The sequence below is a fragment of the Colwellia sp. BRX10-4 genome, from assembly GCF_014077465.1.
Taxonomy (GTDB): domain Bacteria; phylum Pseudomonadota; class Gammaproteobacteria; order Enterobacterales; family Alteromonadaceae; genus Colwellia_A.
On record NZ_JACGVZ010000025.1, the window covers coordinates 1 to 25,951 of the forward strand.

At 38.2% G+C, this 25,951-nt stretch carries 25 protein-coding genes; 12 read left to right on the plus strand and 13 right to left on the minus strand.

The features are described 5' to 3' along the window. Window positions 1-627: 627 nt before the first annotated feature. Together ylqF and H4J67_RS16230 are read left to right on the plus strand one after the other, a co-directional pair. The gene (ylqF, locus tag H4J67_RS16225; protein WP_182170738.1) at window positions 628-1,560 is read left to right on the plus strand and encodes a ribosome biogenesis GTPase YlqF; all 933 of its coding nucleotides are present in this window, start codon (window positions 628-630) and stop codon (window positions 1,558-1,560) included. Window positions 1,561-1,570: 10 nt separating this feature from the next. Further along, window positions 1,571-1,999, plus strand: a complete 429-nt coding sequence (locus H4J67_RS16230) for an HIT domain-containing protein (protein ID WP_182170740.1) — start codon at window positions 1,571-1,573, stop codon at window positions 1,997-1,999. 42 nt (window positions 2,000-2,041) lie between these two features. On the opposite strand, the gene megL is transcribed toward H4J67_RS16230, so the two are convergent. Next, complete coding sequence (gene megL, locus H4J67_RS16235; RefSeq protein WP_182170743.1) at window positions 2,042-3,247, minus strand: methionine gamma-lyase; 1,206 nt, start codon at window positions 3,245-3,247, stop codon at window positions 2,042-2,044. A gap of 292 nt (window positions 3,248-3,539) precedes the next feature. Between megL and H4J67_RS16240 the strand changes: the two genes are divergently transcribed. After that, window positions 3,540-5,105, plus strand: a complete 1,566-nt coding sequence (locus H4J67_RS16240; RefSeq protein WP_259368645.1) for a sigma 54-interacting transcriptional regulator — start codon at window positions 3,540-3,542, stop codon at window positions 5,103-5,105. Between the two features lie 19 nt (window positions 5,106-5,124). Here the strand turns inward: H4J67_RS16240 and H4J67_RS16245 are convergent, their stop codons facing one another. The 3 genes from H4J67_RS16245 to H4J67_RS16255 all read right to left on the minus strand — a co-directional run bounded on the left by H4J67_RS16245 (window position 5,125) and on the right by H4J67_RS16255 (window position 7,320). Further along, window positions 5,125-5,403, minus strand: coding sequence for a stress response translation initiation inhibitor YciH (locus H4J67_RS16245; RefSeq protein ID WP_310650620.1), 279 nt, complete (start codon window positions 5,401-5,403; stop codon window positions 5,125-5,127). Between the two features lie 241 nt (window positions 5,404-5,644). Then, window positions 5,645-6,571 (minus strand): electron transfer flavoprotein subunit alpha/FixB family protein, encoded by a 927-nt coding sequence (locus H4J67_RS16250; RefSeq protein WP_182170752.1) that lies wholly within the window; start codon window positions 6,569-6,571, stop codon window positions 5,645-5,647. After that, entirely contained in the window at window positions 6,568-7,320 is a 753-nt protein-coding gene (locus H4J67_RS16255; protein ID WP_182170755.1) for an electron transfer flavoprotein subunit beta/FixA family protein, read from the minus strand. The genes H4J67_RS16250 and H4J67_RS16255 overlap by 4 nt, the downstream gene beginning before the upstream one ends. A gap of 306 nt (window positions 7,321-7,626) precedes the next feature. Between H4J67_RS16255 and H4J67_RS16260 the strand changes: the two genes are divergently transcribed. Beyond that, a complete protein-coding gene (locus H4J67_RS16260) occupies window positions 7,627-9,276 on the plus strand; it encodes an electron transfer flavoprotein-ubiquinone oxidoreductase (RefSeq protein WP_182170758.1) in 1,650 nt (549 codons plus the stop codon). A gap of 1,138 nt (window positions 9,277-10,414) precedes the next feature. Here H4J67_RS16260 and H4J67_RS16265 read toward each other — a convergent pair. The 4 genes from H4J67_RS16265 to H4J67_RS16280 form a co-directional block, all read right to left on the minus strand. Continuing rightward, complete coding sequence (locus H4J67_RS16265) at window positions 10,415-11,188, minus strand: DUF2884 family protein (protein WP_182170761.1); 774 nt, start codon at window positions 11,186-11,188, stop codon at window positions 10,415-10,417. Between the two features lie 51 nt (window positions 11,189-11,239). Then, window positions 11,240-12,925, minus strand: coding sequence for a DUF342 domain-containing protein (locus tag H4J67_RS16270; protein WP_182170764.1), 1,686 nt, complete (start codon window positions 12,923-12,925; stop codon window positions 11,240-11,242). 37 nt (window positions 12,926-12,962) lie between these two features. Continuing rightward, window positions 12,963-13,289 (minus strand): hypothetical protein, encoded by a 327-nt coding sequence (locus H4J67_RS16275; RefSeq protein WP_182170767.1) that lies wholly within the window; start codon window positions 13,287-13,289, stop codon window positions 12,963-12,965. Between the two features lie 203 nt (window positions 13,290-13,492). Then, entirely contained in the window at window positions 13,493-14,767 is a 1,275-nt protein-coding gene (locus H4J67_RS16280) for a CinA family nicotinamide mononucleotide deamidase-related protein (RefSeq protein ID WP_182204374.1), read from the minus strand. Window positions 14,768-14,950: 183 nt separating this feature from the next. Between H4J67_RS16280 and H4J67_RS16285 the strand changes: the two genes are divergently transcribed. From H4J67_RS16285 to dapA, 3 genes are all read left to right on the plus strand, one after another. After that, window positions 14,951-15,721 carry a hypothetical protein gene (locus H4J67_RS16285; RefSeq protein WP_182170771.1) on the plus strand — a complete coding sequence of 257 codons (771 nt, stop codon included), beginning with the start codon at window positions 14,951-14,953 and terminating at the stop codon, window positions 15,719-15,721. A gap of 128 nt (window positions 15,722-15,849) precedes the next feature. After that, window positions 15,850-16,236: a hypothetical protein gene (locus H4J67_RS16290; RefSeq protein WP_182170773.1), complete on the plus strand. Its 387-nt coding sequence runs from the start codon at window positions 15,850-15,852 to the stop codon at window positions 16,234-16,236. A 62-nt stretch (window positions 16,237-16,298) separates the two neighbouring features. Further along, complete coding sequence (gene dapA, locus H4J67_RS16295) at window positions 16,299-17,207, plus strand: 4-hydroxy-tetrahydrodipicolinate synthase (RefSeq protein ID WP_182170775.1); 909 nt, start codon at window positions 16,299-16,301, stop codon at window positions 17,205-17,207. A 7-nt stretch (window positions 17,208-17,214) separates the two neighbouring features. Here the strand turns inward: dapA and H4J67_RS16300 are convergent, their stop codons facing one another. Next, window positions 17,215-18,087 (minus strand): RluA family pseudouridine synthase, encoded by an 873-nt coding sequence (locus H4J67_RS16300; protein WP_220463196.1) that lies wholly within the window; start codon window positions 18,085-18,087, stop codon window positions 17,215-17,217. Between the two features lie 124 nt (window positions 18,088-18,211). On the opposite strand from H4J67_RS16300, the gene H4J67_RS16305 reads away from it, so the two are divergent. The 4 genes from H4J67_RS16305 to H4J67_RS16320 all read left to right on the plus strand — a co-directional run bounded on the left by H4J67_RS16305 (window position 18,212) and on the right by H4J67_RS16320 (window position 21,627). After that, window positions 18,212-18,553, plus strand: coding sequence for a ribonuclease E inhibitor RraB (locus tag H4J67_RS16305; protein WP_070374451.1), 342 nt, complete (start codon window positions 18,212-18,214; stop codon window positions 18,551-18,553). 118 nt (window positions 18,554-18,671) lie between these two features. Next, complete coding sequence (locus H4J67_RS16310; RefSeq protein ID WP_182170777.1) at window positions 18,672-18,884, plus strand: hypothetical protein; 213 nt, start codon at window positions 18,672-18,674, stop codon at window positions 18,882-18,884. Between the two features lie 662 nt (window positions 18,885-19,546). Next, on the plus strand, window positions 19,547-20,785 hold the full coding sequence (pcaF, locus tag H4J67_RS16315) for a 3-oxoadipyl-CoA thiolase (protein WP_182204376.1): 1,239 nt from the start codon (window positions 19,547-19,549) through the stop codon (window positions 20,783-20,785). A 182-nt stretch (window positions 20,786-20,967) separates the two neighbouring features. Then, the gene (locus H4J67_RS16320) at window positions 20,968-21,627 is read left to right on the plus strand and encodes a lysoplasmalogenase (protein WP_182204377.1); all 660 of its coding nucleotides are present in this window, start codon (window positions 20,968-20,970) and stop codon (window positions 21,625-21,627) included. Between the two features lie 6 nt (window positions 21,628-21,633). On the opposite strand, the gene H4J67_RS16325 is transcribed toward H4J67_RS16320, so the two are convergent. Then, window positions 21,634-22,566, minus strand: a complete 933-nt coding sequence (locus H4J67_RS16325; RefSeq protein WP_182204379.1) for a LysR family transcriptional regulator — start codon at window positions 22,564-22,566, stop codon at window positions 21,634-21,636. 107 nt (window positions 22,567-22,673) lie between these two features. Between H4J67_RS16325 and H4J67_RS16330 the strand changes: the two genes are divergently transcribed. Next, a complete protein-coding gene (locus H4J67_RS16330) occupies window positions 22,674-23,201 on the plus strand; it encodes an NADPH-dependent FMN reductase (protein WP_182170788.1) in 528 nt (175 codons plus the stop codon). Here H4J67_RS16330 and cobD read toward each other — a convergent pair. Genes cobD through H4J67_RS16345 form a run of 3 tightly spaced genes read right to left on the minus strand, consistent with a single transcriptional unit; the run spans window position 23,175 to window position 25,902 of the window. Continuing rightward, the gene (gene cobD / locus H4J67_RS16335; protein WP_182204381.1) at window positions 23,175-24,245 is read right to left on the minus strand and encodes a threonine-phosphate decarboxylase CobD; all 1,071 of its coding nucleotides are present in this window, start codon (window positions 24,243-24,245) and stop codon (window positions 23,175-23,177) included. The two genes, H4J67_RS16330 and cobD, sit on opposite strands and share 27 nt — an antisense overlap. Further along, complete coding sequence (locus tag H4J67_RS16340) at window positions 24,245-25,210, minus strand: CobD/CbiB family cobalamin biosynthesis protein (RefSeq protein WP_182170878.1); 966 nt, start codon at window positions 25,208-25,210, stop codon at window positions 24,245-24,247. Before H4J67_RS16340 ends, cobD begins: the two co-directional genes overlap by 1 nt. Further along, complete coding sequence (locus H4J67_RS16345) at window positions 25,210-25,902, minus strand: histidine phosphatase family protein (protein WP_182170794.1); 693 nt, start codon at window positions 25,900-25,902, stop codon at window positions 25,210-25,212. Before H4J67_RS16345 ends, H4J67_RS16340 begins: the two co-directional genes overlap by 1 nt. Window positions 25,903-25,951: the final 49 nt, after the last annotated feature.

Genomic DNA, 25,951 nt, shown 5'->3' on the forward strand with positions numbered 1-25,951 from the left:
CCGAACTCAGAAGTGAAACGCAGTAGCGCCGATGGTAGTGTGGGAGTTCCCATGTGAGAGTAGGACATTGCTAGGCTTCTATTTAGAAAAACCCGTAGCTGATGCTACGGGTTTTTTGCTTTCTGACGTTTAAAAATAAATCATTTATACCTGTAGAGTCGTAGCACCAACATTAGTGTGACTTATGTTCGACATTCTCATGTGAGAGTAGTACATTGTTAAGCTTCTATTTAGGTCGCTCTTTGCCATCTTTGGCAACACGACATTAGTATATTCCTACACGTCAGAAACCCAATTCGAAAGAGTTGGTTTTTTTGTTTTCTGTCGTTTAATAAACTTAGCAAAAATTGCTAATTCTCATCAAAATAAATCAATAGGTAACATTTAAACGTAATACTTTATGGCTAGTCTGGCTTTAATAAGCATGCCTGTGATTAACGTAATGTTTATTTGTATTCTAATCTTTGTAAACTTGCCACTAAGGCGAGTTAAACTTAATATCTTTCAGCTCGAAAACTTATCTTATAACTGGCGATGCTTGTAATATCATATTTATTTTCAATGTAACGTGTGTATCAATGCGTAACTTGCTAAAATCTACACATTAGTAAATTACTTAGTGTTGTTATGGCTATTAATTGGTTCCCTGGGCATATGCATAAAGCCCAAAAAGAAATAAAAGAAATTCTTCCACAAATCGATGTGGTCATAGAAGTGTGTGACGCTAGATTGCCGTTTAGCAGTGAAAATCCGATGATCACTGAGATCAGAGGTGATATCCCCCTTATTAAAATTCTCAATAAGTCTGATCTTGCCGATCCTGCAAAAACAAAAATTTGGCTAGAATATTTAGAGTCTCAAAAAAATGTCAAAGCAATCGCTCTAACCACAGATAACCCTTCTGTAGCGAAGACACTCCCTAGTCTTATTCGTAAATTAGTACCGAGTAAAAATGAAACGGGTAAACAGATCAACGTTGTTATTATGGGTATCCCTAACGTAGGTAAATCTACTTTATTAAATACTCTTGTTGGAAAAGCAAAAGCTAAAGTGGGTAATGAGCCCGCTGTGACTAAAGGTCAGCAGCGAATTCGTTTAGACGAAGGTCTTTACTTGTATGATACTCCAGGTATGTTGTGGCCAAAAATTGTTAATGAAAACAGTGGCTATCGATTAGCGATTACCAGCGCAGTTAAAGATACCGCCTTCGACCATGAAGATATTGCCTCGTTTGCTGGTGAATATTTATTAGCGCATTACCCGCAACGATTAAAAGAACGTTATGAATTTGACGATACGCCACAAACCGAAGTAGAGTTACTTGAAGAAATAGGTCGTAGACGCGGCTGTGTTAAATCAGGTGGTCGTATTGATTATCATAAAGCCGCAGCAATATTAATCAATGAGATACGCGATAATACCCTGGGCGGCATTACCTTTGAAACTCCCGATATGATAGAGATTGAAACACTTCATTTTATAGAGCTTGAGGCTAAAAAGGTAGCGGCTAGAGAAGCTAAGAAAACTGCCCGCGGTCGCGGTCGTAAAAATAAACGTTAAGAGAGTCTATATGTCTAATACATTTCAACTTCACGCGCTATTACAACGTGACACCATTGAGTTACTTGAGTTACCACTGTCAACACTATTACTAATGAATGATAGTAATTATCCGTGGTTTGTTTTAGTACCTAGGGTCGATGATATTCAAGATATTTATCAACTTGATTGGCAGCAACAACAGCAGTTTCTCAATGAATCAAGCTTGTTAAGTGAAATCTTAATACAGTTATTTAATGGCACAAAAATGAATGTAGCGGCATTAGGTAATATTTGTCCACAACTTCATGTCCATCACATTGTTCGCTTTGCGGATGATATTGCTTGGCCTAAGCCTGTGTGGGGTGAGTTTGCAACGAAGGCTTATACAGAAAGTGAATTAACCTTGTTAAAAGAAAAAGTACTGCCTGCGCTAACTAAAATTATAACGCAGGATTAATACTTTACGGGTAATTATACTTACTCGTTATAAAACGCTAAGTTAGGCAACTCGCTCTTGGCGGTTTTCTATTTGATCTAACGATTGCTTTAGATCGTCAAGTAAATCATTTACGTGTTCTAAACCAACAGATATTCGAATCAAACTATCACTGATACCTGCCGCCACTCTCTCTTCTGGTGTATAAGGTGAATGAGTCATCGAAGCAGGGTGCTGAATAAGAGACTCTGCATCACCTAGGCTTACTGCGATCGAAAATAAACTCATCCGATTTATAAACTCTTCGCCACCTTTTAAATCTGCATTTAATTCAAAAGCGATAACTCCACCGGCCGCTTTCATTTGCGTACCAATAAATTTATAACCGTCATGCGATTTAAGGCCAGGGTAATAAACTTTAGCTATCATTGGGTGACTTTCTAAAAACTCAGCAATTGTTTGTGCATTTGAACAGTGACGTTCCATACGCAGTGGTAAGGTTTTTAATCCTCTCATAATTAACCATGCATCATGTGGGCTCATTGTTGCGCCAATATCTTTAAGTGCCGTTAATTTGATATGTTCTATCATTTCAGCATTACTGCAGATAATACCTGCTACTACATCACCATGACCATTTAGATACTTAGTTGCACTGTGAACAACGATGTCAGCACCAAATTTTCCAGGTTGCTGTAAAACAGGGGTTAGGAAAGTATTGTCAACGATTGAAAGAATACTGTGTTTTTTTGATATAGCTAAAATACGTGCTAAATCTAAAACTACTAAATTTGGGTTTATTGGTGTTTCTAGGAATATAACTTTAGTATTTGGTTTTATCGCTTTTTCAATATTTTCAGGCACTTTCATATCAACAAATGAAACTTCAATGCCGAATTTGGTTAGCATATGACTGATCAATGCATATGAACAGCCATATAAGGCACTAGAGGAAATAATATGATCACCACATTGCAAATTAGCTAATAAGGCGCCAGAAACAGCTGCCATGCCTGTTGCTGTGGCAGCGGCATCTTCCATCTCTTCCATGGCAGCAACACGCATTTCTAATTGTCTTACTGTAGGGTTACCTAATCGTCCATAGATATATCCTTCAGCTTCACCCGCAAAACGGTCGGCGCCTTGTTTAGCGTTTTCAAAAATGAAAGTAGATGTTTGGTATAGTGGTGTTGCTAAAGAGCCAAATTGCTCATCGTTAATTCGGCCTGAATGGATTGCTTGTGTTTCAACATATTTACTATTTTTCATAAATTTTCTCTTTAATAAGCATTTTGATTGAGAAAATTAACAGCGCACTTTGTTATTATTTATAGGTTGCGCCGCTAATTTCTATTATATTGATCTGTTTATTTTACAGCTGCAAAAATAGAGCCATCAATATATAAGTTATTTATATCAATGTGTTATGTTTTATTTAGTGTATGCCCTCACTGATTTGTAATTAAATTATTACAAATCGATCGCTTATCAGCTATTCTGTAATATAATTAATACATTGTAATTAATCTATTACAAGATGGCTATAAAACATTGAGATAAAATGATGAGAATTGAAATTAAAGTAAAAGATCGTATTGGTATAAGCCAAGAAATCTTGGCTATTTTTGCTGATAATCGTTGGAATATACGTTCACTTGAAGTGGTTAGTCACTTTATTTATGTCCACTTTATGTCCAATGAATTAGCATTGTCAGATGTGCAAAATTCTCTGTCACATCGCGATGATATAGTTCATTGTTTATCTGTCGATTTATTACCGACACAGAGACGTGAAGCTCATTTAAAGACCTTATTAGACACTATTCCTGACCCTATACTCGATATCGACCAAAATGGTATTATTGTTATCATTAATACGGCCGCTCAGTCGTTATTAAAAGGTTTAGTGATAACAATTGAGGGACATCATATCGATCAATATATAGATCAGTCCTTTCAAGATATGCTTAATTCTTCAATGAGTAATTTTTCACTTTCATTCCTCGAACATTCTTATTTAGCTGACATCACGCCGATATTTTCAGAACATAGTTCATCGGGTGTTATACTCACTTTACGTTCAATGAACCGCGTTGGTCAGCATATCGCGTTAATACAGAGTCGAGAGCAAGCTGAATTTGATAATATTATTGGTGAAAACTCAGCTATTCGGCTGTTAAAGTCTCAAACACTCAGGTTTTCAGAATTAGAATTACCGGTACTTATCAGTGGTGAAACAGGTACTGGTAAAGAGTTACTAGCTCGTGCTTTGCATAATGCCAGTCGACGTGCTGATGCACCTTTTTTAGCGCTGAATTGTGCAGCATTACCTGAAAACTTATTAGAAAGTGAATTGTTCGGCTATGCGCCAGGTGCTTTTACCGGGGCTCAAAAAGGGGGTAAACCCGGGCTATTTGAATTGGCAGAAACAGGAACTATCTTTTTAGATGAAATTGCAGAAATGTCAGTATATTTACAAGCTAAGTTATTACGATTCTTACAGGACTATAAATATCGTCGCTTAGGTGGCACGAAAGAGTTAACAGCGAATGTGCGTATAATCAGTGCCAGTCACCAACACTTACCGCAACAGATTGAACGACAATTATTTAGAGAAGACCTATTTTATCGCCTCAATGTATTGAATTTGTCGATACCACCACTGCGTGAACGACCCGATGATATTATTTTATTAGCGGCACACTTTATTAAAATGGCGGCGCTTCAAGTTGCACGAAAAGTACCTACTTTAACAGAGCAAGCACTTGCTGCCCTTAAGATATGCCCGTGGCCAGGTAATATTCGCCAGTTACAAAATATTTTATTTAGAGCAGTGGCCCTTAATGATAGTGGTGTTATTGAAAAATCTGATATTGATGGTGCGTTATCACAATTTTCAGCTGTCGTTGTGCCAATAAGTCACAATATTGCTGGTTCTGCTAGCGATGGTGATAATTTTGCTGAGCAGCCTCAATGGTCGGACTGGAATAGTGCTCAAGAAAAATTTGAAGGAGATTTGCTTAAAACGTTGTATCCGCTTTATCCAACAACGAGGAAACTAGCAGAGCGGCTAAAGGTTTCACACAACAAAATAGCAATGAAATTACGAAAGTACGATATAAGCTAGCCCGTTAGATATTTGCTGACTAACCGCCAACAAATTTTACCTTAAAGCCATTGCTCTCAAGGACTTGTTTTATTTGCTCTCTTTTATCGCCTTGCACTTCGATGACTTCACCTACAACACTGCCACCGGTGCCACAGGTTTTCTTTAATTTTGTAGCAAGCTCTTTTAGTGCTTTTGCATCTAGGCCTAATCCACTAATGGTGATGACGCCTTTACCTTTTCTGCCTTTAGTTTCACGTCTAACTTTAGCAAAGCCATCACTGGCTGTTATTGTTTGGGCGTTATTGTCTTGCTTGATACGGCCACTATCTGTTGAATAGACTAATGCACTATCGACTGGTTGCTGTTTGGCTGAATGCTCAGCCGTGGATGTCTCTCTACCAAATGCACCAGCAAGATCGCTAAGACTAGAAAGTTTATTTTTCATGATGTCGATATCCAATTGTTAATTGTCTGAATGGCTAAATAAAAGATAAAAATAAAGCCACTATTAAAGTGGCTTTATTATACCTAGAAAATAAGTCTGAAAACGTTATAGTTTACAGTTTACCTTCAAGCTCTGGTAATACATCAAATAAATCACCAACAATACCGTAATCAGCTACCTGAAAAATAGGTGCTTCGGCATCCTTGTTGATCGCAACAATGATTTTAGAATCTTTCATACCAGCTAAATGTTGTATTGCACCACTTATACCTACAGCTATGTATAAGTCAGGAGCTACAATTTTACCTGTTTGACCGACCTGCATGTCATTTGGTACAAAGCCAGCATCTACAGCGGCACGTGAAGCACCGATAGCAGCGCCAAGCTTATCTGCAATACCTTCAAGTAATTTGAAGTTATCGCCGTTTTGCATGCCACGACCACCTGAAATAACGATACTTGCTGCACCTAAATCAGGACGTTCAGATACAGAGAGTTCATCATTTACATGCGTTGAAATGCCAGCATCTGTTACTGAGTCTACTGCTACAATCTCAGCACTACCATCAGTGGCAACTGGGTCAAAACCGGTAGGACGAACCGTAATGATTTTTTTACTGTCTAAGCTTTGCACTGTGGCAATAGCATTACCTGCATAAATAGGACGAACAAAAGTATCACTACTTTCTACAGCAATAATATCTGATATTTGTGCAACATCTAATAAAGCGGCAACGCGAGGCATAAAGTTCTTACCTGTCGTTAAAGCTGTTGCTAAAACGTGTTCGTAATCAGCAGCAAGTTCTGTTACCAATAAGCTAATGTTTTCAGCTAACTGATGTTCATAAGCTGGATTATCAGCAACAAGTACTTTACTTACACCGTTAACTTTAGCGGCTTCTTGTGCGACACTCTGACAATTACTACCAGCAACTAATATATGAATGTCACCACCAATTGCTTGAGCTGCAGCAACTGTTTTAAGCGTGTCAGCTTTTAATGTGCTGTTATCATGTTCAGCAAATACTAAAATACTCATGAAATCACCTTCGCTTCATTTTTCAGTTTTTCAATTAATGTATCTACACCATCAACAATAATACCGGCTTTACGTGTTGCAGGTGATACAACCTTTATTAATTTTGAACGTGGGCTTAAATCAACGCCAAGATCTGCAGCGGGTTTAACCACTAATGGTTTACGCTTTGCTTTCATGATATTCGGTAATGAAGCATAACGAGGTTCATTTAAACGCAGATCGGTAGTAACAATTGCAGGTAGGTTAAGGGATACAGTTTGTAAGCCGCTATCAACTTCACGTGTTACATTAACTTTATCGCCTTCAACTTTTACAACTGATGCGAAAGTACCTTGCGGCATACCTGTTAAGGCAGCGAGCATTTGACCTGTTTGATTATTATCACTGTCGATAGACTGCTTACCTAGAATGACCAATTGTGGCTGTTCTTCTTCAACAATCTTTTGTAAAAGTTTGGCGATATTAAGAGCGTCTAACTTCTCATCAGTTTCGATTTGAATAGCGCGGTCTGCGCCTAATGCTAAAGCCGTTCTTAATTGTTCTTGGCAAGGTTTGTCACCAACGGATACCACAATAACTTCAGTGGCAACGCCAGCTTCTTTTAAACGAACCGCTTCTTCTACAGCGATTTCACAAAAAGGGTTAATTGCCATTTTTACATTAGCAAGATCAACATTTGAATTGTCTGCTTTTACGCGAACTTTGACGTTATAGTCAATTACACGTTTAATAGGTACTAATACTTTCATCGTAGCCTCTGATTGCGTTTGTTGTGTTTGTATTTATAGTGTAAAGCTAAGGTTTGATTAATTAAACTAACATTAGCAAGTATTTCTCAATATTGCTCCACAGACTAATACTAGACTACGTGAACGTCAACGTAATACGGTGCTTGTCTCGATAAATTGAGCTTAAATAGCTTTTGTCGCAATATCTTTCAATAGAAGATAGTATTTATCAACAAAATATCTATAATGAGTGATATTATCAAACAGGTGTTTGAAAATCAAACGAGTGTTTGATTTTATTTAAATCAATATTTTTTGGGGAAATTTATGGAACGCGAATCGATGGATTTTGACGTTGTTATTGTTGGTGCTGGTCCGTCTGGCTTAGCAACAGCTTGTCGTTTGATGCAGTTAGCAAAAGAAAAAGATCAAGAACTTTTAGTCTGCGTTGTTGAAAAAGGCTCAGAAGTTGGAGCACATATTTTATCGGGGGCTGTTTTTGAGCCAAGAGCGCTAAATGAATTATTCCCAGATTGGCAAGACAAAGGTGCGCCACTTAATACAAAAGTTACCGGCGATGATCTTTATTTACTTAATAGCGAAACCAACGCGATAAAATTACCAAACATCTCTGTACCAAAAACTATGCATAACGATGGAAACTATATTGTTAGCATGGGCAACGTATGTCGTTGGTTAGCAGAGCAAGCGGAAGAATTAGGGGTTGAAATTTTTCCTGGTTTCCCTGCACATGAAGTACTCTATAACGATGATGGTAGTGTTGCGGGTATTATTACCGGTGACATGGGTCTAGATGTTAACGGTAAAGAAAAAGATTCGTTTGTTCCTGGAATGGAACTTCGCGCTAAGTATACTGTTTTTGCTGAAGGTTGCCGTGGTCACTTAGGTAAAGAACTGATCAGTAAATTTAATTTAGATGAAGGTGTCTCTCCACAGCATTATGGTTTAGGTTTTAAAGAGATTTGGGACATTGACCCCGCTAAGCACCAAGAAGGTCTCGTGGTACATACAGCCGGTTGGCCATTAGATCAAGGTGCAACGGGCGGTGGTTATTTATACCATGCAGAAAATAATCAGGTATTTGTAGGTATTATTGTAGATTTAAATTATAGCAACCCGCACTTAAGCCCATTTGATGAATTTCAACGTTATAAACATCATCCAAAAATTAGTCAGTACCTTCAAGGCGGTAAACGTGTTTCTTATGGAGCACGAGCGATGGCAAAGGGCGGTTTTAACTCATTACCTAAAATGACAATGCCAGGTGGTATTATAGTTGGCTGTGATGCTGGAACGATAAACTTTGCTAAAATCAAAGGTAATCACACCGCAATGAAATCCGGTATGTTAGCCGCTGAAAGTATTTTTCAAGTGATCGTTTCCGGTGATGAAGGTGGTAAAGACCTTGCCGATTATACTGAAAGGTTTAAAAACTCTTGGTTATATGACGAACTTTATAGCTCTCGCAATTTTGGCCCGGCTATGCATAAGTTTGGTATGACCTTGGGTGGTGCTTATAACACCATAGATCAAAACCTATTTAATGGTAAATTACCGTTTAACCTCAAGGACGATACGCTTGACCATGACCAGCTTAAATTAGCCTCGGAGTCGGCGGTTATCAATTATCCAAAACCAGATAATAAACTAAGTTTTGATAAATTAACCTCAGTATTTTTGTCAAATACTAACCATGAAGAAGAACAACCTTGTCACTTAAGACTGACTGACGTTGATGTTCCAATTACGGTTAACTTAGCTAAGTATGCAGAGCCTGCTCAGCGTTATTGTCCGGCTGGCGTATACGAAATTGAATCGACAGAGCAGGGTGACAAATTAGTGATCAATGCGCAAAACTGTATTCACTGTAAAACCTGTGATATTAAAGACCCAAGCCAAAATATAACTTGGGTAACACCAGAAGGCACCGGTGGTCCGAATTATCCAAATATGTAAGTTACTATTTGTATGATTTTAATTATAAAAAACCTGCTGATGCAGGTTTTTTTATGTTTAGGATTAAGTTGTTGTGTTGATGATAGTGATGGTTTCAGAGAGTCGGTGAGCGTTTAGTCCTTTAGTCGTCATGCTTAATTCATTTCAGTATCTGATTTTTGTGGTTGTAATTACAGATCCTGAAACAAGTTCAGGATAACGGTGTTGTGTTGAGAATGACGTTGCCTGTCTCAGGATAACGACGTTGTATTAAAGACGACGATGATGCTATCAGCAATTCGGTAATCGTTTAGTCCTTTTGTCGTCATGCTGAATTTATTTCAGTATCTGGTCTTTGTTGTTATCAGTACAGATCCTGAAACAAGTTCAGGATGACGGAGTTGTGTTGGTGATGGCGGCGTTGTGTTGAGAATGACTGTGCCCGTCTCAGGATAACGACGTTGTGTTAAAGACGACGGTGATGCTATCAGGAAGTCGGTGATCGTTTAGTCCTCTTGTCGTCATGCTGAATTCATTTCAGTATCTGGTCTTTGTTGTTATCAGTACAGATCCTGAAACAAGTTCAGGATGACGGAGTTGTGCTGGTGATGGCGGAGTTGTGTTGAGAATGACTGTGCTTGTCTCAGGATAACGACGTTGTGTTAAAGACGAAGGTGATTTGATCAGAGCGTCGGGGATCGTTTAGTCCTTTTGTCGTCATGCTGAATTTATTTCAGTATCTGGTCTTTGTTGTTATCAGTACAGATCCTGAAACAAGTTCAGGATGACGGAGTTGTGCTGGTGATGGCGGCGTTGTGTTGAGAATGACTGTGCCCGTCTCAGGATAACGACGTTGTGTTAAAGACGACGGTGATGCTATCAGGAAGTCGGTGATCGTTTAGTCCTCTTGTCGTTATGCTGAATTCATTTCAGTATCTGGTCTTTGTTGTTGCAAGTACAGATCCTGAAACAAGTTCAGGATAACGGAGTTGTGTTCAGGATGACGGTGTTATGTTCAGGGTTTGGGTTGAGGATAACGACGTTGTGTTGATGATAACAGTGTTGTGTTTAGGTGATTATGCTTGCTCAAAATGAAGGTGTTGTGTTTAGGATGACGGTGCCTGTATCAGGATAATGTTGCTCTTTGGGAGCAATGGAGTTATTTTGTTTGTATCAAATCAAATTCACTTAGTGCAGTGATACTTTGCTGTAATTTAGACTCTAGTTGATCTAACTTCTTTAAGCTTTTACAAAACTGCGCAGCTTTTAATTTAACTTCTTGTGCTCGGGGTTCAATGTCAAGCTGTAAATCCTTTTCCATACCTTTGATACGTTGGTCAAAGGTTTTTACGCGCTGCTCACTACTGCTTTCTTCGTTTGTAGTCATTGCTTCACCAACGGCCATTAAAATAGTGCCAATTGATTCGGTTACGATACTTTCAATTTCTTGTTCAAAGGCGCCAGCAAAAATTTCATCAAAATCAGCAAAATCTTGCGAAGCAATATAATAATTAGTATCGCTATGGTTAAAACGTTCTCTTAAACGGTATTGCATCTCATCGAAGCGCTCTTGAATTTTTTGATGTGAGGCGCTGTTTTCACCAGTTAAACTAGCAATAACTTTGTTTACTGCTTTTAAATCAATATCGACACCTTCAATCGCTATTGCCACTATTTCAGGTATTTGTTTACGAATGCCTTGGCTGTATTGCGTGAGTAATTGTCTTTGCTCTTCATTGAGGGCTATCTCTCGCCCACGAATAAATAATTGTTGATCATTATTAATTTGAACGTAGGTTTGGCTTTCTTTCAAAATACGTACATGAGAAGGATTGATTACCACACCATGATTAAAGTTTATATCGCATTGCTGTGCTGAAGCAGTACTAGCAATTAAGCTCGTTGCAATTAAAGCAAGAGTATTAAATTTCATCGTTTTCCTAATATAACTAAATGATATTAATAGAAGATTTTCAGTAATATTCTATGTATTAACGATAGGATTAAAATGAATTTTTCTTTCTTTATAATTCACTTTAGTTGGTCCATATTCACGACGAGATTTATCTTGGAAATCGCCAACAATCATTTGTACACCGTGATAAAGTTTCTCTGTTGCTTCTACATATACACTTGCCATATAAGTTTGTATTTGTTCTTCAAAAGCTTCTTTTTTGTTAAGGATCTCACCTACGCGATGAGCATGAAACTTATAAGTAGAAACCAGTTTACTGAGCATCTCAGGGTTTACTTTATCGGCAGGCAACTTTTTGAGTTTGTTAACAGCTGATTGTAATTCTGTTGATTTATCAGAATCAACTTTTAATATAAATTCAATATCTTCTAACTGTTCTTTCATTAGATCTACTTTTTTGGAAAAGCTTATAATGGTGCTGCTTCCTGCTGTTGCGCCTACAATACCGGCATGAACAGATTTTCCCGCTTTTATGTAACCAGCGATTAGCTTACCATTAGCTTTATTTTCAGTGCCTAACCAAAGTATCTCTTCAACATCAACAATGCTGTGCATCATTTGGCTTTCAATACGTAAAGAGTGACAATATATTTGAGCATATTGGGCATACTTTGCGAAAATATCACCTTTAGCAGATATATAGGCACTCATTTTAATATTATCGAGAGATTGACCTTCAATGTCTTGTTTTTTACCAATAATACCACTGCCAATAGTAATGTCACCACCAGCTTCTAAGGTTGCTGACTCAACAAAACCACCAATAGTGATATCGCCGGTAGCCGTTACTTTCATACCCTCACAAATATCACCATCAATAATAACACTGCCTTCAAATTTGATATGCCCTGTACTAATATCAACATTTTTTATGCGATAAACCGGGTCAACTTCCATGCCGTTATCAATAACTCTTGGTAAGCCGACCAGTGTTGAGATTAAGACTTTATCATTCTTAGGGCTTATTGTTGTACCTTCGCCAGCGGTTAGCGTGATGTCATCTCCTGCCAGAGGCTCGAGGGGAGAGCCAGTCACAGTAAAACCTTTAACGCCTTCGGTAAGCATAATTTTTTTCGCGAGCGGTTCACCAACTTTTACACAAATTATATCACCTAAATCACGCATATCAACACTTCCATCTTCGCGATCTTTAGGACGTAAAATTCTATCTTGGGCGCTTTGTACTAACCATTTTATTGATGAATTTTTGCCATTAACGGCAATTTTACCGTGGGCAATTTCGCCAGTAATTATAGAGCCAGCAGGTTCTTTCGCGGCTTTATGAGCAAGTTTTAACAATTGCTCTTTGCTAAAGCCTTTGCTGACACCCGCTTCTTGAGCAGAGTTGAGAATGGCCTTAGCGGTTAAATGTTTACCACCAAGCGCTGTTGAAATCTCAGCTGTTGCAGACATTTCATCTTTATCAATGGTAATTGAAATAGTCGCGTCTCTGCGCTCAAGCACTTGATAACTAATTTCTCGACCAGATTTATTCGTTTGAAGAGGTTTTAGAACACTATTAAGTTCCGCGATGGCATTCTTTATATTACCATTATCAACATATAAGTCTTTAAATTCAGAACTTTCTATTAGTTCATGGACGCTGGCTTCTGTTACCTGTATATCATCTTTAACCGGTTGCAAAATAAGGTCAATATTATTTTTTTTATTTGCTACTAAGCTTACTTGAGTCACGCTAGACTTACTCCAATATTACCACTTAAAATATCGATTAAATGTAGTTTTCCTGGTGAATTTTGATGAAAGAGCCAGTATTTACTTTTGAATAATCAATTTTATATTCTTTGTTATCTAATGCTTGTATAAAAATTAATGTTTTATACTCTCCAAAAACGTCTGTTGTACTAACATCAACAACATCTTGATAGGCTTTTTTAGCATCAGCTTTTTTATTTGGAACTTCACCTTTGTAAATACCTATACCACGGTTACTTACAATCACTACAGGGTGACCACCATTTATAATCAGTAAATCAAATTTTCTCATCTTATGGATAATGGTATTACGACCACTCGTGATGAAGTTTTTTTCTATCAAAATATGCTCCTATTTCTACTCAAACGTCTAACAATATTAGTTACCCAAATAACTAATATGCAGCTTCATAATTCTATTCTAGTTTATTTTACCTACAAATATATAAAGATTTGATTTGTGGCGCAATAAAAATCACGTTTCTTGCAATATCAGTATAGTTAATACCTAACGTTAACATGCATACAACATATTAAGGCTATATATTAAAAATAAAGTGGTGTTTGACTACTCTCAATTAATAACCGTCTTATTAAATCAAGAGACCGTGCTGCTACCATACGTTGAAAGTTTTCCCTATTTGCCTTTATACAAAAATATTTGGTGTGTATTTTATCTTTATTACCCCAAGCTATCCAAACTGAGCCAACGGGTTTTTCTTTACTGCCACCCGTTGGGCCAGCGATACCAGAAACGGCAATAACTAAATCAGCCCCTGCTATGGATAATGCACCTTCTGCCATTGCTATTACTGTCTGTTCACTAACCGCGCCATATTGTTCAAGTATATTTTCATCAACATGCAGTAGTTTGCTTTTCATATTATTTGAGTAAGTTACAAAGCCAGCTTCAAACGAAGATGATGACCCTGAAACTTTGGTTATTTCGCTGGCGATTAAACCGCCGGTACAAGACTCTGCTGTCGTTATTTTAAGATTTTTTTGTTGGCATAATTGCAAAACTAGTTCGGCTAAAGAATAAGGTTTATCTTTAATCTCTTCAATGATGTGATCGTTTAATAATGTTTTAATTTTTTGAATAAGATCGACTTTTATTGATAAATACTCATTTTTTTCAACGGTTAACTTTAATTCTATTAATGGCGAAGAAGCGCGAAAACCAACTTCAACTTCTTTAGGCCAATCGGGAAAGTTTTTTAGCAACATTGACTGAAGGGTTGACTCGCCAATACCAAATAATTGTAAGCGAGTAATATCCATTTCCGCGGTGAAGTTTGATTGTGAGGCCAATTCAGGAATTATTTCTTCACCAAGCATTATGTTAAGTTCACGGGGTACCCCCGGCGTACAAAAGATTTGGCAATTATTCAGTGTTAAGGAAAAACCTACTGCGCTGCCAATTCGGTTGGCAATAATATTACAATTTTCTGGCAGCAGGGCTTGCTTTAAATTAGCCTTACCTAAATGAGCATTACGTTGTTCACACCAGCTCTTTAGATGGGCCAGTGCTATAGGATGTTGCTTTAAAGAACGTTGTGTCGCCAACGCCAATGCTTGTGCGGTTAAATCATCTGTCGTTGGACCAAGCCCGCCATTAATAATTAATACATCGGCATCTTTTGTTAAGTGTTCTATTTCCTTTGCAAGTAAATCAAGATCGTCAGCTAAGGTTACTTTTCGACTAATTTTTATGCCAATGGCTTTACATTGTTGAGCGATCATTGCTGAATTACTGTCGACAATATCTCCCGTCATCAATTCATTGCCAGTAAGAAGTAAGTGTACGTTAGCGATGGTCATTTATTAATCCTGTCAATAGGGTGAAAATTACTGTTAGGTTACTGTAAAAGTTGAATTGTTGTTAGTTATTAAAAGTAGGAAAAGTCATTTAAAAAAGTAAAATAAAATTTAAACCTTTTCAATGCCATTGTGTACTTAACCATTATAGCCATTAAAATAGTTAATAAACCCTAAGGAAATTTCATGAAACAGTCATTTAAGAGACAACTTACTTTAGTCACAATTTTATCACTTGCGAGTATTAGCAGCGTATATGCAGAGGTTAAAGATACCATTGAAAAATCATTTGTTGTTGGTGAACAAACAAGTTTACGTTTAGCTAATATAAATGGTGATGTTGATATTCAAGGTTGGAGTAACGATGAAATTAGAATAACAGCAATAGTGACCACGGAAAATCAAACTGATAGAGACCGTATAAACCTTGAGTTTTCTGAAAGTTCTAGGGGGGTTAGTGTTGAAACTACATACCAAAAAAAATCATCTTGGGGGCATAATAATAGCTCTGGCAAAGTTGATTATATTGTTATGGTTCCGTTTGGCGCGGCATTAACCGATATTGAATTAGTAAATGGTTCATTGGTGATTGATAAAGTACAAGGTGACATAAAAGCGAATACAGTCAACGGTACTATTAGTGTGCAAGGCTTAGCTGCAAACCTTGAATTAAATTCAGTCAATGGCAGTATTAATGCAACCTACCAGCAAGTTGGCAACAACATCGACAGCGTAGAACTAACAACGGTCAACGGCAGTATTAAACTTTATATGCTTGGTGAGCTCAATGCCACTATTAATGCCGAAACCATGCACGGTAGTATTGACACGGCATTTGGGCTTTCAAGTGATAAAAAAATGTTTAGTGGTCGTCACTTATCTGGGACGGTTGGTAGCGGCGATATTACGATTAATTTAGAAAGTGTCAATGGTAGTATTAAGGTCTTAAAAAACTAATTTTTCATAAAACGTCAAGCGCTTTATTTAACCACAACAATCAATGTTGTGGTTTTTTTTATTTGGTTGTCGGTGAAAATAATGCACAATAGTATTTATATCTGACAGAGTTATAAGGCGTGTTTTAAGTGAGTGAACAATATAACCGAGCATTATTAGCCGGCCGTTGGTATCGTATGGAAATGAACGACGTCGGTCACCAACTTGTTGAGTATGCTGAGCTTTGCCTTGATGGTAGTTTTGAGTTTTCATTTGTTGAACAAACGTCTCAGGGCGAAATTGTTAGCCAAATTATTGAGTTAGGCGATTGGGGATTAGTGGGAGATATTCACTTTACTATCACACAAGAAGAAGTTGTTGACAGTGAGCATTATCGAGCCGATTTAAATGATGAAAATAACTATCAGGCTTATAAAGTTTTAGCCTTAGACAGTCAAATTTTCAAATATCAGCACATTGTTAGTAATGAAGTGTTTATCCTACGCCGAGTTGTTGATAAAATCGGTCATTGTTAAATTCAGTTATTCTTCAAAAATAAGAAAAATTACCCTTTTACCTAATATGTAGTTGAGAAAAAATGAAAAATATAAAGGCAGCAAGTTTAATTACTGCGATAAAAACCCCTTACAACGCACAGGGTGAAATTGACCTTGTTACTTATGACAAGCTGGTTGCAAAGCAAATAGCGGCGGGTGTTGACGGTATTGTTGTCGGTGGTACTACAGGTGAAGGACACTTATTAAGTTGGGAAGAGCATTTAATGTTAATCGCTCATACCGTTCATCAGTATAGTGACAAACTTATTATTGTTGGTAATACCGGTAGTAATAATACCCGTGAGGCGATTAAAGCCACACAGAATGGTTTTGCCATGGGGATGGACGCAGCATTGCAAATTAATCCTTATTACGGGCGAACCTCAATGGCGGGTGTTGCCGCGCATTTTAACAAAGTCTTAGATATTGGTCCTGCGTTTATTTATAACGTACCAGGAAGAACGGGCCAAGACCTTACGCCTGATTTGATCGAACCTTTGTCAAAGCATAAAAACTTTATTGGTGTGAAAGAATGTGGCGGTAATGACCGTATTGCTTATTATGAAAAGCAAGGTATTGCTTGTTGGTCAGGTAATGATGATGAATGTTATGTTGGTCGCCACCAATTTGGCTCTCACGGTGTTATTTCTGTAACCTCGAATCTGGTTCCTGGCCTAATGAGAACATTAATGGACAGTGAAGATAACGAACTAAATGAACGTTTACAAAGTCTGATGAAATGGTTGTTTTGTGAGCCTAACCCTATTGCCATAAACACCACGTTAATGATGACAGGTGCCGTTCAAGCTAACTTTAGATTACCTTATTTAGCGTTGACACTAGAGCAACGTCAAATCGGTTTTGACCTGTTAGCCAAACTTGAAGCGGCTGAAATTGTTGGTGATAAATTAGCTATGCTTAATGATAGTGATTTTAATTACTGTTCATAAAAAACACTTAGCCAAGAACATTTAATGAGGGCATTAAATGTTCAGGCACTTTAAACGACCGCTGTTCTGCGGTTAGTGGGCAAATAAAATTAAGTGCCACCGCGCACAGCTGTAAGTTAATCGTTTTTTCAATGCTGGCGTCGCCAACTTCCCCGTGTAATCTATCGCCAACCACCGGCATATTAATACTTGCAGCATGACTTCTTATTTGGTGTTTTCTCCCCGTATCAATAATAACTTGTACCAACGAGGTGTTATTTTTTTCATTATAAGCAAGATGACTAAAATGGCTGCTGGCGCTTTTACCATCGACATCACAGGTTAATGTCTCAGGTTGTGGTCGTAAACGATGATCGCCGTGAATAATAATATGATAAATTTTCTCTAAATCATGCTTTTCAAACATCGCACTTAATGCGCGCGCTGCTTTTTTACTATGGGCTATTAGAATTAATCCGGTGGCTGCTCTATCTAAACGGTGAACAATAAATGCGGGGCGCTCAGGGGTTAAATGTGTTTGAGCCCAACGGGCAATCGTGCAGTGATCACTCCACTTTGAACCTTGAGATAACATACCGTAAGGCTTATACCACACGCTATAATCAACATCGTCATTAATTAATAACGCTTCATTAGGCTGTTGGCTTAATACTTGTTCGTCATAATAAAAGTGGAGGGTATCGGTTACTTGTAATGGCTTTTTGATGCGTCGCAAACGCTGTGTGCTTTTACCACGGGTTAACCATAACGCACCTCGTTGAATAGCCTGTTTTAATTGAGCATTACTTAATGAGCATGCTTGGTTAAGTTCGCCAATAATGCTGCTATTTTCTGTATTAACATCGATATGAAGCTCAAATTTATGCAAGGCTATATTCAAGGTGAGTGATTCGTTGGTAAGTTATATCGCTAGTTTACCAAAAATAATCGCTAACTGAATTGGTATTATGTTTTTCATCAGATAAAATGGCGAATTAATGCCTACAAAGATAAGATGAAAAATAATGAACCGTGATTTAGCCCTATTTCCACAAGACAATGTTGGTGATGCCTTATGGCAAATGATGATTGATGGTGATGATTTAAACCAAGCCCGTGAAATTGAATTTTCAGTGATATTTCCTAACGAAGAAGCCGCTTTGAAATTTGGTCAGTTACTTTTAGAAAACAACCAAAAACTCTCTTTTTGTCCTTATGAAGGCAATGATGATTTTCCTTGGGAAATTACCGCTTATCCTTTTGTTGGCGCCAGTTATGAAAATATTAGTTCTTACCAAAATTTATTGATTTCAAGCGCTGAGCCGTTAGGTGGTCAATATGACGGGTTTTATTGCGCGGCTGTTTAACTTAGCGCTCTTATATTAATAAAAGTGCAGAACCATTGAGAACGTCAATATCGGTTGATGATTTTCATTGACTATTACCCAGATGCTGAAGGCTATTTAGCATTAATAAGGCAGCTTTATGCTTGATATAACTCAGTTTGACCTATTAAAAAAAAGCAGTGCAAAGTCCTTTAACGATCAAAAAGCATTGATTAAAAAAGTGATGGCGGGCCGTCAAATGAAATGTGAAACTTGCGGCAGTATACTGCGTTTAATTGTCCCTGAAGATAAAAGTACTCCGGGTGTTTATTGTGGCAAAGGCTGTACCGATATCTGTTTAGACTTTATTTAAGCGATAAAGTAAATTTAACTCACTCGAGCAGAGCGAAAAATTTCTTTTATTAATTTATTATTTTCTAACGGTATTTATACGATCGCTTCAGTTTCTAAGACTTCTTGCCAATCAGGGAGTATTGAAGCACCAATGCCAGTACAGACTGATTGCCAAGCAGATTCAATAGTTTAATACTCGCAGGTGGCTAAACCTTATTGATTCATCGACCATAACCACTTTTAATTTATCGAGTGCATCACAGGGTGCTCGATTGATAAAGGGCATAGCTTGTCATTTCGCCATATAAATTCAAGGTTGCTGAGCAATAAGTCAACCTTTTGCGCAGTGAGTTGATGGTTGTTCTGTTAGATAATAGTCTTGTCAGATAGCAATGAAGTTTGGTAGTTTTTAACTGAATCAGCTCGAGTAAAACGTCTGTCACAAGGTTATTGTGGGTCAATCAAGGTTAACTTGATATCTTCAATCTATTCGGTGATTTTATCAATAAATCGTTATTCTCAGTAAAAAGAAGGAGAACAGACTTGGCGTTGTCAGCTATTTCTTGTGCTTTTACCAGTAAATAAAAAATAGTTAGATTAAAAAGTGCTTATCATGGCGCTTAAGATTATGCTGAGGTCAGTTAGATCGCAGCACCGATAAACTCAAAAGAGAATATATAGATGAGTGCCTTTTCAACAAAAACTGAAAATAGCGGACAAAATGAAGTCTTTATTTGCGATGCGATTAGAACACCCATTGGCCGTTATGGCGGCTCGCTAGCGACTATAAGGGCTGATGACCTAGCCGCCTTACCCTTAAAAGCATTAATGGCACGAAATCCAACTCTAGATTTTAGCCAAGTAGACGATGTTATTTTAGGTTGTGCTAACCAAGCAGGGGAAGACAACCGTAATATTGCTCGTATGGCAACGTTATTAGCCGGTTTACCTTACCAAGTACCCGCAACAACGCTAAACCGTTTATGTGGCTCAGGGTTGAATGCTGTCGGCATTGCTATGCAAGCGATTAAGTCAGGTGAAGCTGAAATGATTATTGCTGGTGGTGTTGAAAGCATGACTCGTGCGCCTTTTGTGATCGGCAAAGCGGAAAGTAATTTTTCGCGTACTCAAGAAATGTTTGATACGACTATGGGCTGGCGCTTTGTTAACAAAGCACTCGATAGCGCTTATGGTACTGAAAGTATGCCACAAACAGCAGAAAACCTTGCCGAAGAGTTTAACATTAGTCGAGCAGACCAAGACAAGTTTGCTTTTGCTAGCCAGCAAAAAGCGGCGAGTGCCCAACAAGCTGGATTTTTTGCCGAAGAAATAATGCCTGTCAGTGTTATAAAAGGTAAAGAAGAGCCGATTATTTTCTCTCAAGATGAGCATCTTCGCCTAACAAGCTTAGAAAAAATGTTAGCACTCAAACCTTTTGTTCATGCCAAAGGCAGTATTACCGCGGGTAATGCCTCAGGGATTAATGATGGCGCTGCCGCAATCTTATTGGCGTCAAGTCAATCGGTACAAAAAAACAACTTAACCCCGATAGCTAAAGTGCTAGGTATGGCTGTCACTGGTGTACCGCCACGTATTATGGGGATTGGCCCAGTACCGGCAACACAAAAACTATTAAAACGTTTAAACTTATCGCTTGAAGATATCGACCTTATTGAACTTAACGAAGCTTTTGCAGTACAAGCTTTAGCTTGTATTCGCGAATTAGGTTTACAAGATGACGACCCGCGTATTAACCCACAAGGTGGCGCTATTGCCTTGGGGCATCCTTTGGGCATGAGTGGTGCGCGTTTAATAACGTCTGCGGCTCGACAACTACAACGTACCAACAAGCGTTATGCACTGTGTACTATGTGCATAGGTGTCGGCCAAGGCATAGCCTTAATTATTGAGAGGGTTTAAGCCATTTAAAAGCCGAATAGCTGACAAAGGGGGGTAGGGTATACTCCCTTTGTTGTCGGTGCTAATAAATAGCGACCAGTAGTTTAGCGATATTATCTCGAACTGAATGATGACTTATTTCTGTTTTTCAGTAGATAGTGTTTTTTAGCGAAGGTTTATAACAAAGGTTTATAGCAAAGAAGATGACAGCAATGACCCGATCCCATTTACTTTTATTTTTGCTTACTGCCTGTAGTTTTATGGTGGGTCTTTTTTTTAAGCCTTATCCGCTGAGCTGGTTAGTAAAAATTTTGCCGATATTAGTGCTATTGCATTTTTCATGGCAAAACAGTAGAGGTACTAAAGAACGCGCTCATAAGTTATTTATGCTTGGCTTGGTTTTCTCTATTTTTGGCGATTTCTTTTTAGATTATGACCGAGTTAATTGGTTTGTACTCGGTTTAGCGGCTTTCTTAGTGGCTCATCTTTTTTACATATTTAGCTTAAAACCTTTAGTAGCCATGCCTATTGTCAGTAAACGTTTACCCGTTATTGGGCTCTATTGTATTTATGGCGTTGGCGTGTTTTTGATCATATATGCTGGCTTAGGCGATTTATTTATCCCGGTATTGGTTTATATGACCATATTGCTATTAATGGGGATCACTACCTTACTTTCACAAAAAGCTAATATTTGGCTAATTATCGGTGGGCTCAGCTTTATTCTTTCTGATTCACTCATTGGGCTTAATCAGTTTTATCATCAAATACCTTATGCGAGTGTTTGGATCATGACTAGCTATTACTTCGCTCAACTGGCATTAGTTAACGGCATGTTTACTCAGGATAATAATTTAGCATAGTTGTGGTTAACTATCGCCTAACTTATCGACAATAAAGTCGATAAAGCATTTCACTTTAGCTGGCATATTTTTTCTACTGGGATAAACCAAGTAAACACCAATGTTTATTGGCATAAAGTCTTCAAACAAGGGCACTAATTTCCCTGTTGCCACTTCTTCACGTAAATTAAATAACGGCATACGAATAATACCTTGTCCTGCTAAGCATAACGAAATCATCATTTCTGAGTTATTACATGATACTCGACTGGTTACATGTGTTTGTGTTACTTGGCCATTCTGGCTGCGGTACTGCCAAGTTTCAGGTGTTTTTAAGTTACGGTAACTGATCATGTGATGATCGACCAATTCATCGGGATGTTTAGGTCGACCATATTGTGTTAAGTACTCGGGAGAAGCGAGTGTTAAGCTGGTTGAGTTCATAAAACGTCGGCTAATTAAGCTTGAGTCTTCAAGTTGCATAGCGGCTCTTATTACAATATCAAAGCCATCAGCAATCAAATCAACTTTATGATCGTTTAAGTCGATGTCTAAGGTTACTTTCGGATACTTAGCCATAAATTCAGCGAGGATAGGCCTAATACGAGAAACACCTATACCAATAGGACAGCTTAACTTTAATCGACCTTGCGGTATTTGCTGACGTCCAGAAAGGCTATTTTCAACGTGCAAAGCATCTTCAATGATCTGTTGGCATTGTTGATAATAGACTTCGCCTTCCGATGTTAAACTTAAAGTTCGGGTCGTGCGGTGCAGCAAGCGGACGCCTAAACGGGTTTCTAGCTTACTAACCTCCTTGCTGATATAAGACGTAGAGTGCTGCATTTTTTCAGCGGCATTGACAAAACTTTTGCTTTGCACAACTTGGACAAAAACAGCTATACCATCAAGTAAGTTACTTTGACTTTGTGAAAAAGAAAATAATGTATTAGCTTTCATATGGAAATAATGTATCTGTAAGTAAGTTATTAATCTTGTATAGGAAACAAATTACACTATCTTCACTGAAATACCTATTGTTACCTTTTCTTACCTTTGGAGTTTATATGAAAATTATCGCTTTTGCTGCCAGTAGTAGTCGTCAATCCATTAATAAACAGTTAGTGAGCTATGCCGCTAGTCTCGTTGAAAATACACAAGTTGAAGTACTTGATATTAACGATTATGAAATGCCTTTATATAGTGCTGATAGAGAAGCTGAACTCGGTAAACCGCAGTTAGCACAAGACTTTCTTGATAAAATAGCCACTGCAGATGCTTTGGTCATTGGTTTTGCTGAGCATAATGGTTCTTATACGGCCGCCTATAAAAACTTATTTGACTGGAGCTCTCGAACGCTACAAAAAGTCTACCAGCATAAGCCTTTGGTTCTATTAGCAACGTCACCAGGACCCGGTGGAGCAGCAACTGTTCTTGCCGCCGCTGTAGGGTCGGCACCCTTTTTTGATGGCGAGGTAAAAGCCCATTTATCTATTCCTAGTTTTTATGATAATTTTGATGTCGACAAAGGACAGTTAAAAAAGGGTGAGTTAGCTGAAAAGCTCGCTTCAGCTATGGCTATGCTCAGCCAATAATTTTGCTAATATCTGGTATTGCTCTTGATCAGGTATGCCAAAACGCAGAGCGTTTTTTTCATCGCACAAACGCACGTAGAGTCCTTGGCAACAGAATTTTTGATAAAGTTCTGTTGCTTGGGGATGAACGAGAGTTTTAAATAAACCACACCCACTGATGGTGATGCTTGGGTCATTGCTTTTATCTTGGTTAGGTAAAAAAGTTTTTGCCAATAACGCTTCTAACCTTATTGATAAGGCGATTAACTGCTGTTGTTGCGCTACTTGCCATACTTTATTCTTTAAGGCTTGCTCAGTAATAAATTGAGCCGGGCCATTAACTTCCCAAGGTGAAGATAACTGCTGTAGTTTATTTATCCAAGAAGGATGCGCACTTACAAAGCCGATTCTAATTCCCGCTAAGCCAAAAAATTTACCGATTGAACGTAACACAAAAAGATGTTTGTTGGCTGTTAAGTGGATCAGCGATTGACTAGGTGTTATGACATCCATAAAAGCTTCATCAACAATTAGCCAACCCGATAATGATTCCAGAGTCGTTAACAGTGTGGTTAATGTTTGCTGTTGCTGTAATTCACCGGTTGGATTATTAGGGTTAATCACCACAACAATCGCGTAGCGAGATAGCACTTCGCAAGTGGGTAAATGCTGATAATTTTTTATGGTAAAACCAGCATCATGCCATGCTCGTTCATGCTCTTTATAGCCCACTTCCGGTAACCATACCTCTATCCCGTTTGCTGGCTGATTGATATGATTAAGATAGAGCGCAGGTAAACGGGCAATAACCGCTTGGCTACCGCTCGTTACGCTAATATTCTGTGTACCATAATAATTTTTAGCCGCAGATAGCATTGCTTGGTTTGGCTGCGGTAACTGTTGCCAGATATTTTCAGGAATAGCGGGGATCGGGTAATTAATTGGGCTGATACCTGTCGACAAGTCTAGCCATTTTTCCAAGGGAATTTGATAGCGTTGGGCAACTTCATTGAGCTGACCACCGTGTACTAACAGGGGCGAACTTCCATCAGCTTGATTGTCCATCACAAATTTACACTATAAAAGTAATGCAGGAGCTGATAGCAAAAATAAGTAAACATCAAAATAATAACCGCTTTATTGACCAGATTTATACTACGAAAAATATCATTTTTAACAACGCTATTACCACAACCTAATGGTGTCGACGTTACTGTCTTGCCATGATAAGTTGCTGTTCCACCTAGCGTAAAGTTTAGAACGCTGGCGCCCGTAGCCATTACCCAACCGCCATTTAGGCTTTTATAATGCTGGCCTTGTCGATAACCATTATTTAGCGCACTGATCATTTTTGAGCAAGAAAAATTTGTTTGGCAAGCATAAAGTAATGCGGTAATTTTTGCACTTGGCCAACCGAGTAAGTCGTCCATGCGGGCAGCACACCAACCAAAATGAATAAAACGTTGATTTTTATAGCCCCACATTGCATCTAATGTATTGGCGAGTCGATGTAAAATCACCAGCGGAATACCACCAATAATAAACCAAAAAAAGCTAGCAACAGCTGCGTCATGACCATTTTCTAGGACAGACTCAACGGTTGCACGTGAAATTTCTTGTTCGGATAGGTCTGCTGTATTTCGGCTAACTAAGTAACCACAAAAATATCGTGCGGTGGCTAAGTCATTTTTATTAAGGGGATTAAAAATTTGTAAAGCATGTAATTTCAGACTTTTTAAACCGATAGCAAAATAAAGGACTAAGGCATCTAAGCACCAAAAAAGTAGCTGGTTTTGGTGAAAGTAATAATAAATAATAGGTAAAGGTAAACATAAGATAAGCCAAGATAAAACCCCCAATAATCGAGGCAACAATAATGAGGTTGTTTTCGGTGTCACATGCTGAAAATTAAAGGTATGCTCTATTGCGGTGCTTAACCAACCAAAGCCCACTAAAGGATGAAATCGTTTTACTTCGCCGAGCCAACGATCTAGCAGGTATGCCATCACCATGATCACTGAGCTTATCATCACCGCATTATCACCGCTGAAGGTTTAGTGATGTCGTGTGTCGCTATAAGGGTAAATATTTTAGTTTTACACTGGTAGGCAAGCTGAAAAATGCAGCCATTATCAAAGGCTTTTTGTTGACTGTTAATTGCTTGTTTATCAGAAAAACTTTCAACAAACAAAGATAAAAAACAGCGTAATATATCGCCGTGACTAACCACAAGAATACTCTTAATCGTTATGTCGTTCGGCTTGGTGGTCGTTTTATCTTGTGGAGTTTTTTGATCATCATCACCAGTATTAGCAATCTCAATTAATGCTTGTTGAAAGCGAAGTGCGCAGTCAATACCCGATTCTCCACTCGGCGGTGCGGAACCGTTTACTTGATGAAAAATAGCGTGGAAGTTTTTTTCTAATTTTACTTCGTCAATAACTTTTCCTTGCCAGAGGCCAAAGTCTCGCTCGATTAAGGCCGGCGCAAAGTTAAGTGGACAATCTACGGTCACCTGACAAATTTCAGCGGTACTTTTTGCTCTTGGCAATGTTGAGCTTACAATAAGGTCTATCTTGTGATCAACTAGTTGCCTAGCAATTCCATCAGCTTGTCGATAGCCTTTATCGGTTAAAGGGCTATCTAACTGTCCTTGAAACTTCCCTATTTTATTCCACTGTGTTTCGCCGTGGCGCGTAAGATAAAAATTAATAACCGTCATTTATGCTAATACTTACTGATGCATTGATAATATTAAAAATATTTTAGCA

What these genes read in the sequence shown, in the direction of transcription:
- megL (WP_182170743.1), bottom strand. Translation starts at nt 3,247, where the DNA reads ATGAAAAATAGTAAATATGTTGAAACACAAGCAATCCATTCAGGCCGA.
- H4J67_RS16305 (WP_070374451.1), top strand. Translation starts at nt 18,212, where the DNA reads ATGAACCGTGATTTAGCCCTATTTCCACAAGACAATGTTGGTGATGCC.
- pcaF (WP_182204376.1), top strand. Translation starts at nt 19,547, where the DNA reads ATGAGTGCCTTTTCAACAAAAACTGAAAATAGCGGACAAAATGAAGTC.
- H4J67_RS16240 (WP_259368645.1), top strand. Translation starts at nt 3,540, where the DNA reads ATGATGAGAATTGAAATTAAAGTAAAAGATCGTATTGGTATAAGCCAA.
- H4J67_RS16340 (WP_182170878.1), bottom strand. Translation starts at nt 25,210, where the DNA reads ATGATAAGCTCAGTGATCATGGTGATGGCATACCTGCTAGATCGTTGG.
- cobD (WP_182204381.1), bottom strand. Translation starts at nt 24,245, where the DNA reads ATGGACAATCAAGCTGATGGAAGTTCGCCCCTGTTAGTACACGGTGGT.
- H4J67_RS16330 (WP_182170788.1), top strand. Translation starts at nt 22,674, where the DNA reads ATGAAAATTATCGCTTTTGCTGCCAGTAGTAGTCGTCAATCCATTAAT.
- H4J67_RS16255 (WP_182170755.1), bottom strand. Translation starts at nt 7,320, where the DNA reads ATGAAAGTATTAGTACCTATTAAACGTGTAATTGACTATAACGTCAAA.
- dapA (WP_182170775.1), top strand. Translation starts at nt 16,299, where the DNA reads ATGAAAAATATAAAGGCAGCAAGTTTAATTACTGCGATAAAAACCCCT.
- H4J67_RS16325 (WP_182204379.1), bottom strand. Translation starts at nt 22,566, where the DNA reads ATGAAAGCTAATACATTATTTTCTTTTTCACAAAGTCAAAGTAACTTA.
- H4J67_RS16265 (WP_182170761.1), bottom strand. Translation starts at nt 11,188, where the DNA reads ATGAAATTTAATACTCTTGCTTTAATTGCAACGAGCTTAATTGCTAGT.
- H4J67_RS16280 (WP_182204374.1), bottom strand. Translation starts at nt 14,767, where the DNA reads ATGACCATCGCTAACGTACACTTACTTCTTACTGGCAATGAATTGATG.
- H4J67_RS16345 (WP_182170794.1), bottom strand. Translation starts at nt 25,902, where the DNA reads ATGACGGTTATTAATTTTTATCTTACGCGCCACGGCGAAACACAGTGG.
- H4J67_RS16260 (WP_182170758.1), top strand. Translation starts at nt 7,627, where the DNA reads ATGGAACGCGAATCGATGGATTTTGACGTTGTTATTGTTGGTGCTGGT.
- H4J67_RS16310 (WP_182170777.1), top strand. Translation starts at nt 18,672, where the DNA reads ATGCTTGATATAACTCAGTTTGACCTATTAAAAAAAAGCAGTGCAAAG.
- H4J67_RS16250 (WP_182170752.1), bottom strand. Translation starts at nt 6,571, where the DNA reads ATGAGTATTTTAGTATTTGCTGAACATGATAACAGCACATTAAAAGCT.
- H4J67_RS16285 (WP_182170771.1), top strand. Translation starts at nt 14,951, where the DNA reads ATGAAACAGTCATTTAAGAGACAACTTACTTTAGTCACAATTTTATCA.
- ylqF (WP_182170738.1), top strand. Translation starts at nt 628, where the DNA reads ATGGCTATTAATTGGTTCCCTGGGCATATGCATAAAGCCCAAAAAGAA.
- H4J67_RS16230 (WP_182170740.1), top strand. Translation starts at nt 1,571, where the DNA reads ATGTCTAATACATTTCAACTTCACGCGCTATTACAACGTGACACCATT.
- H4J67_RS16320 (WP_182204377.1), top strand. Translation starts at nt 20,968, where the DNA reads ATGACAGCAATGACCCGATCCCATTTACTTTTATTTTTGCTTACTGCC.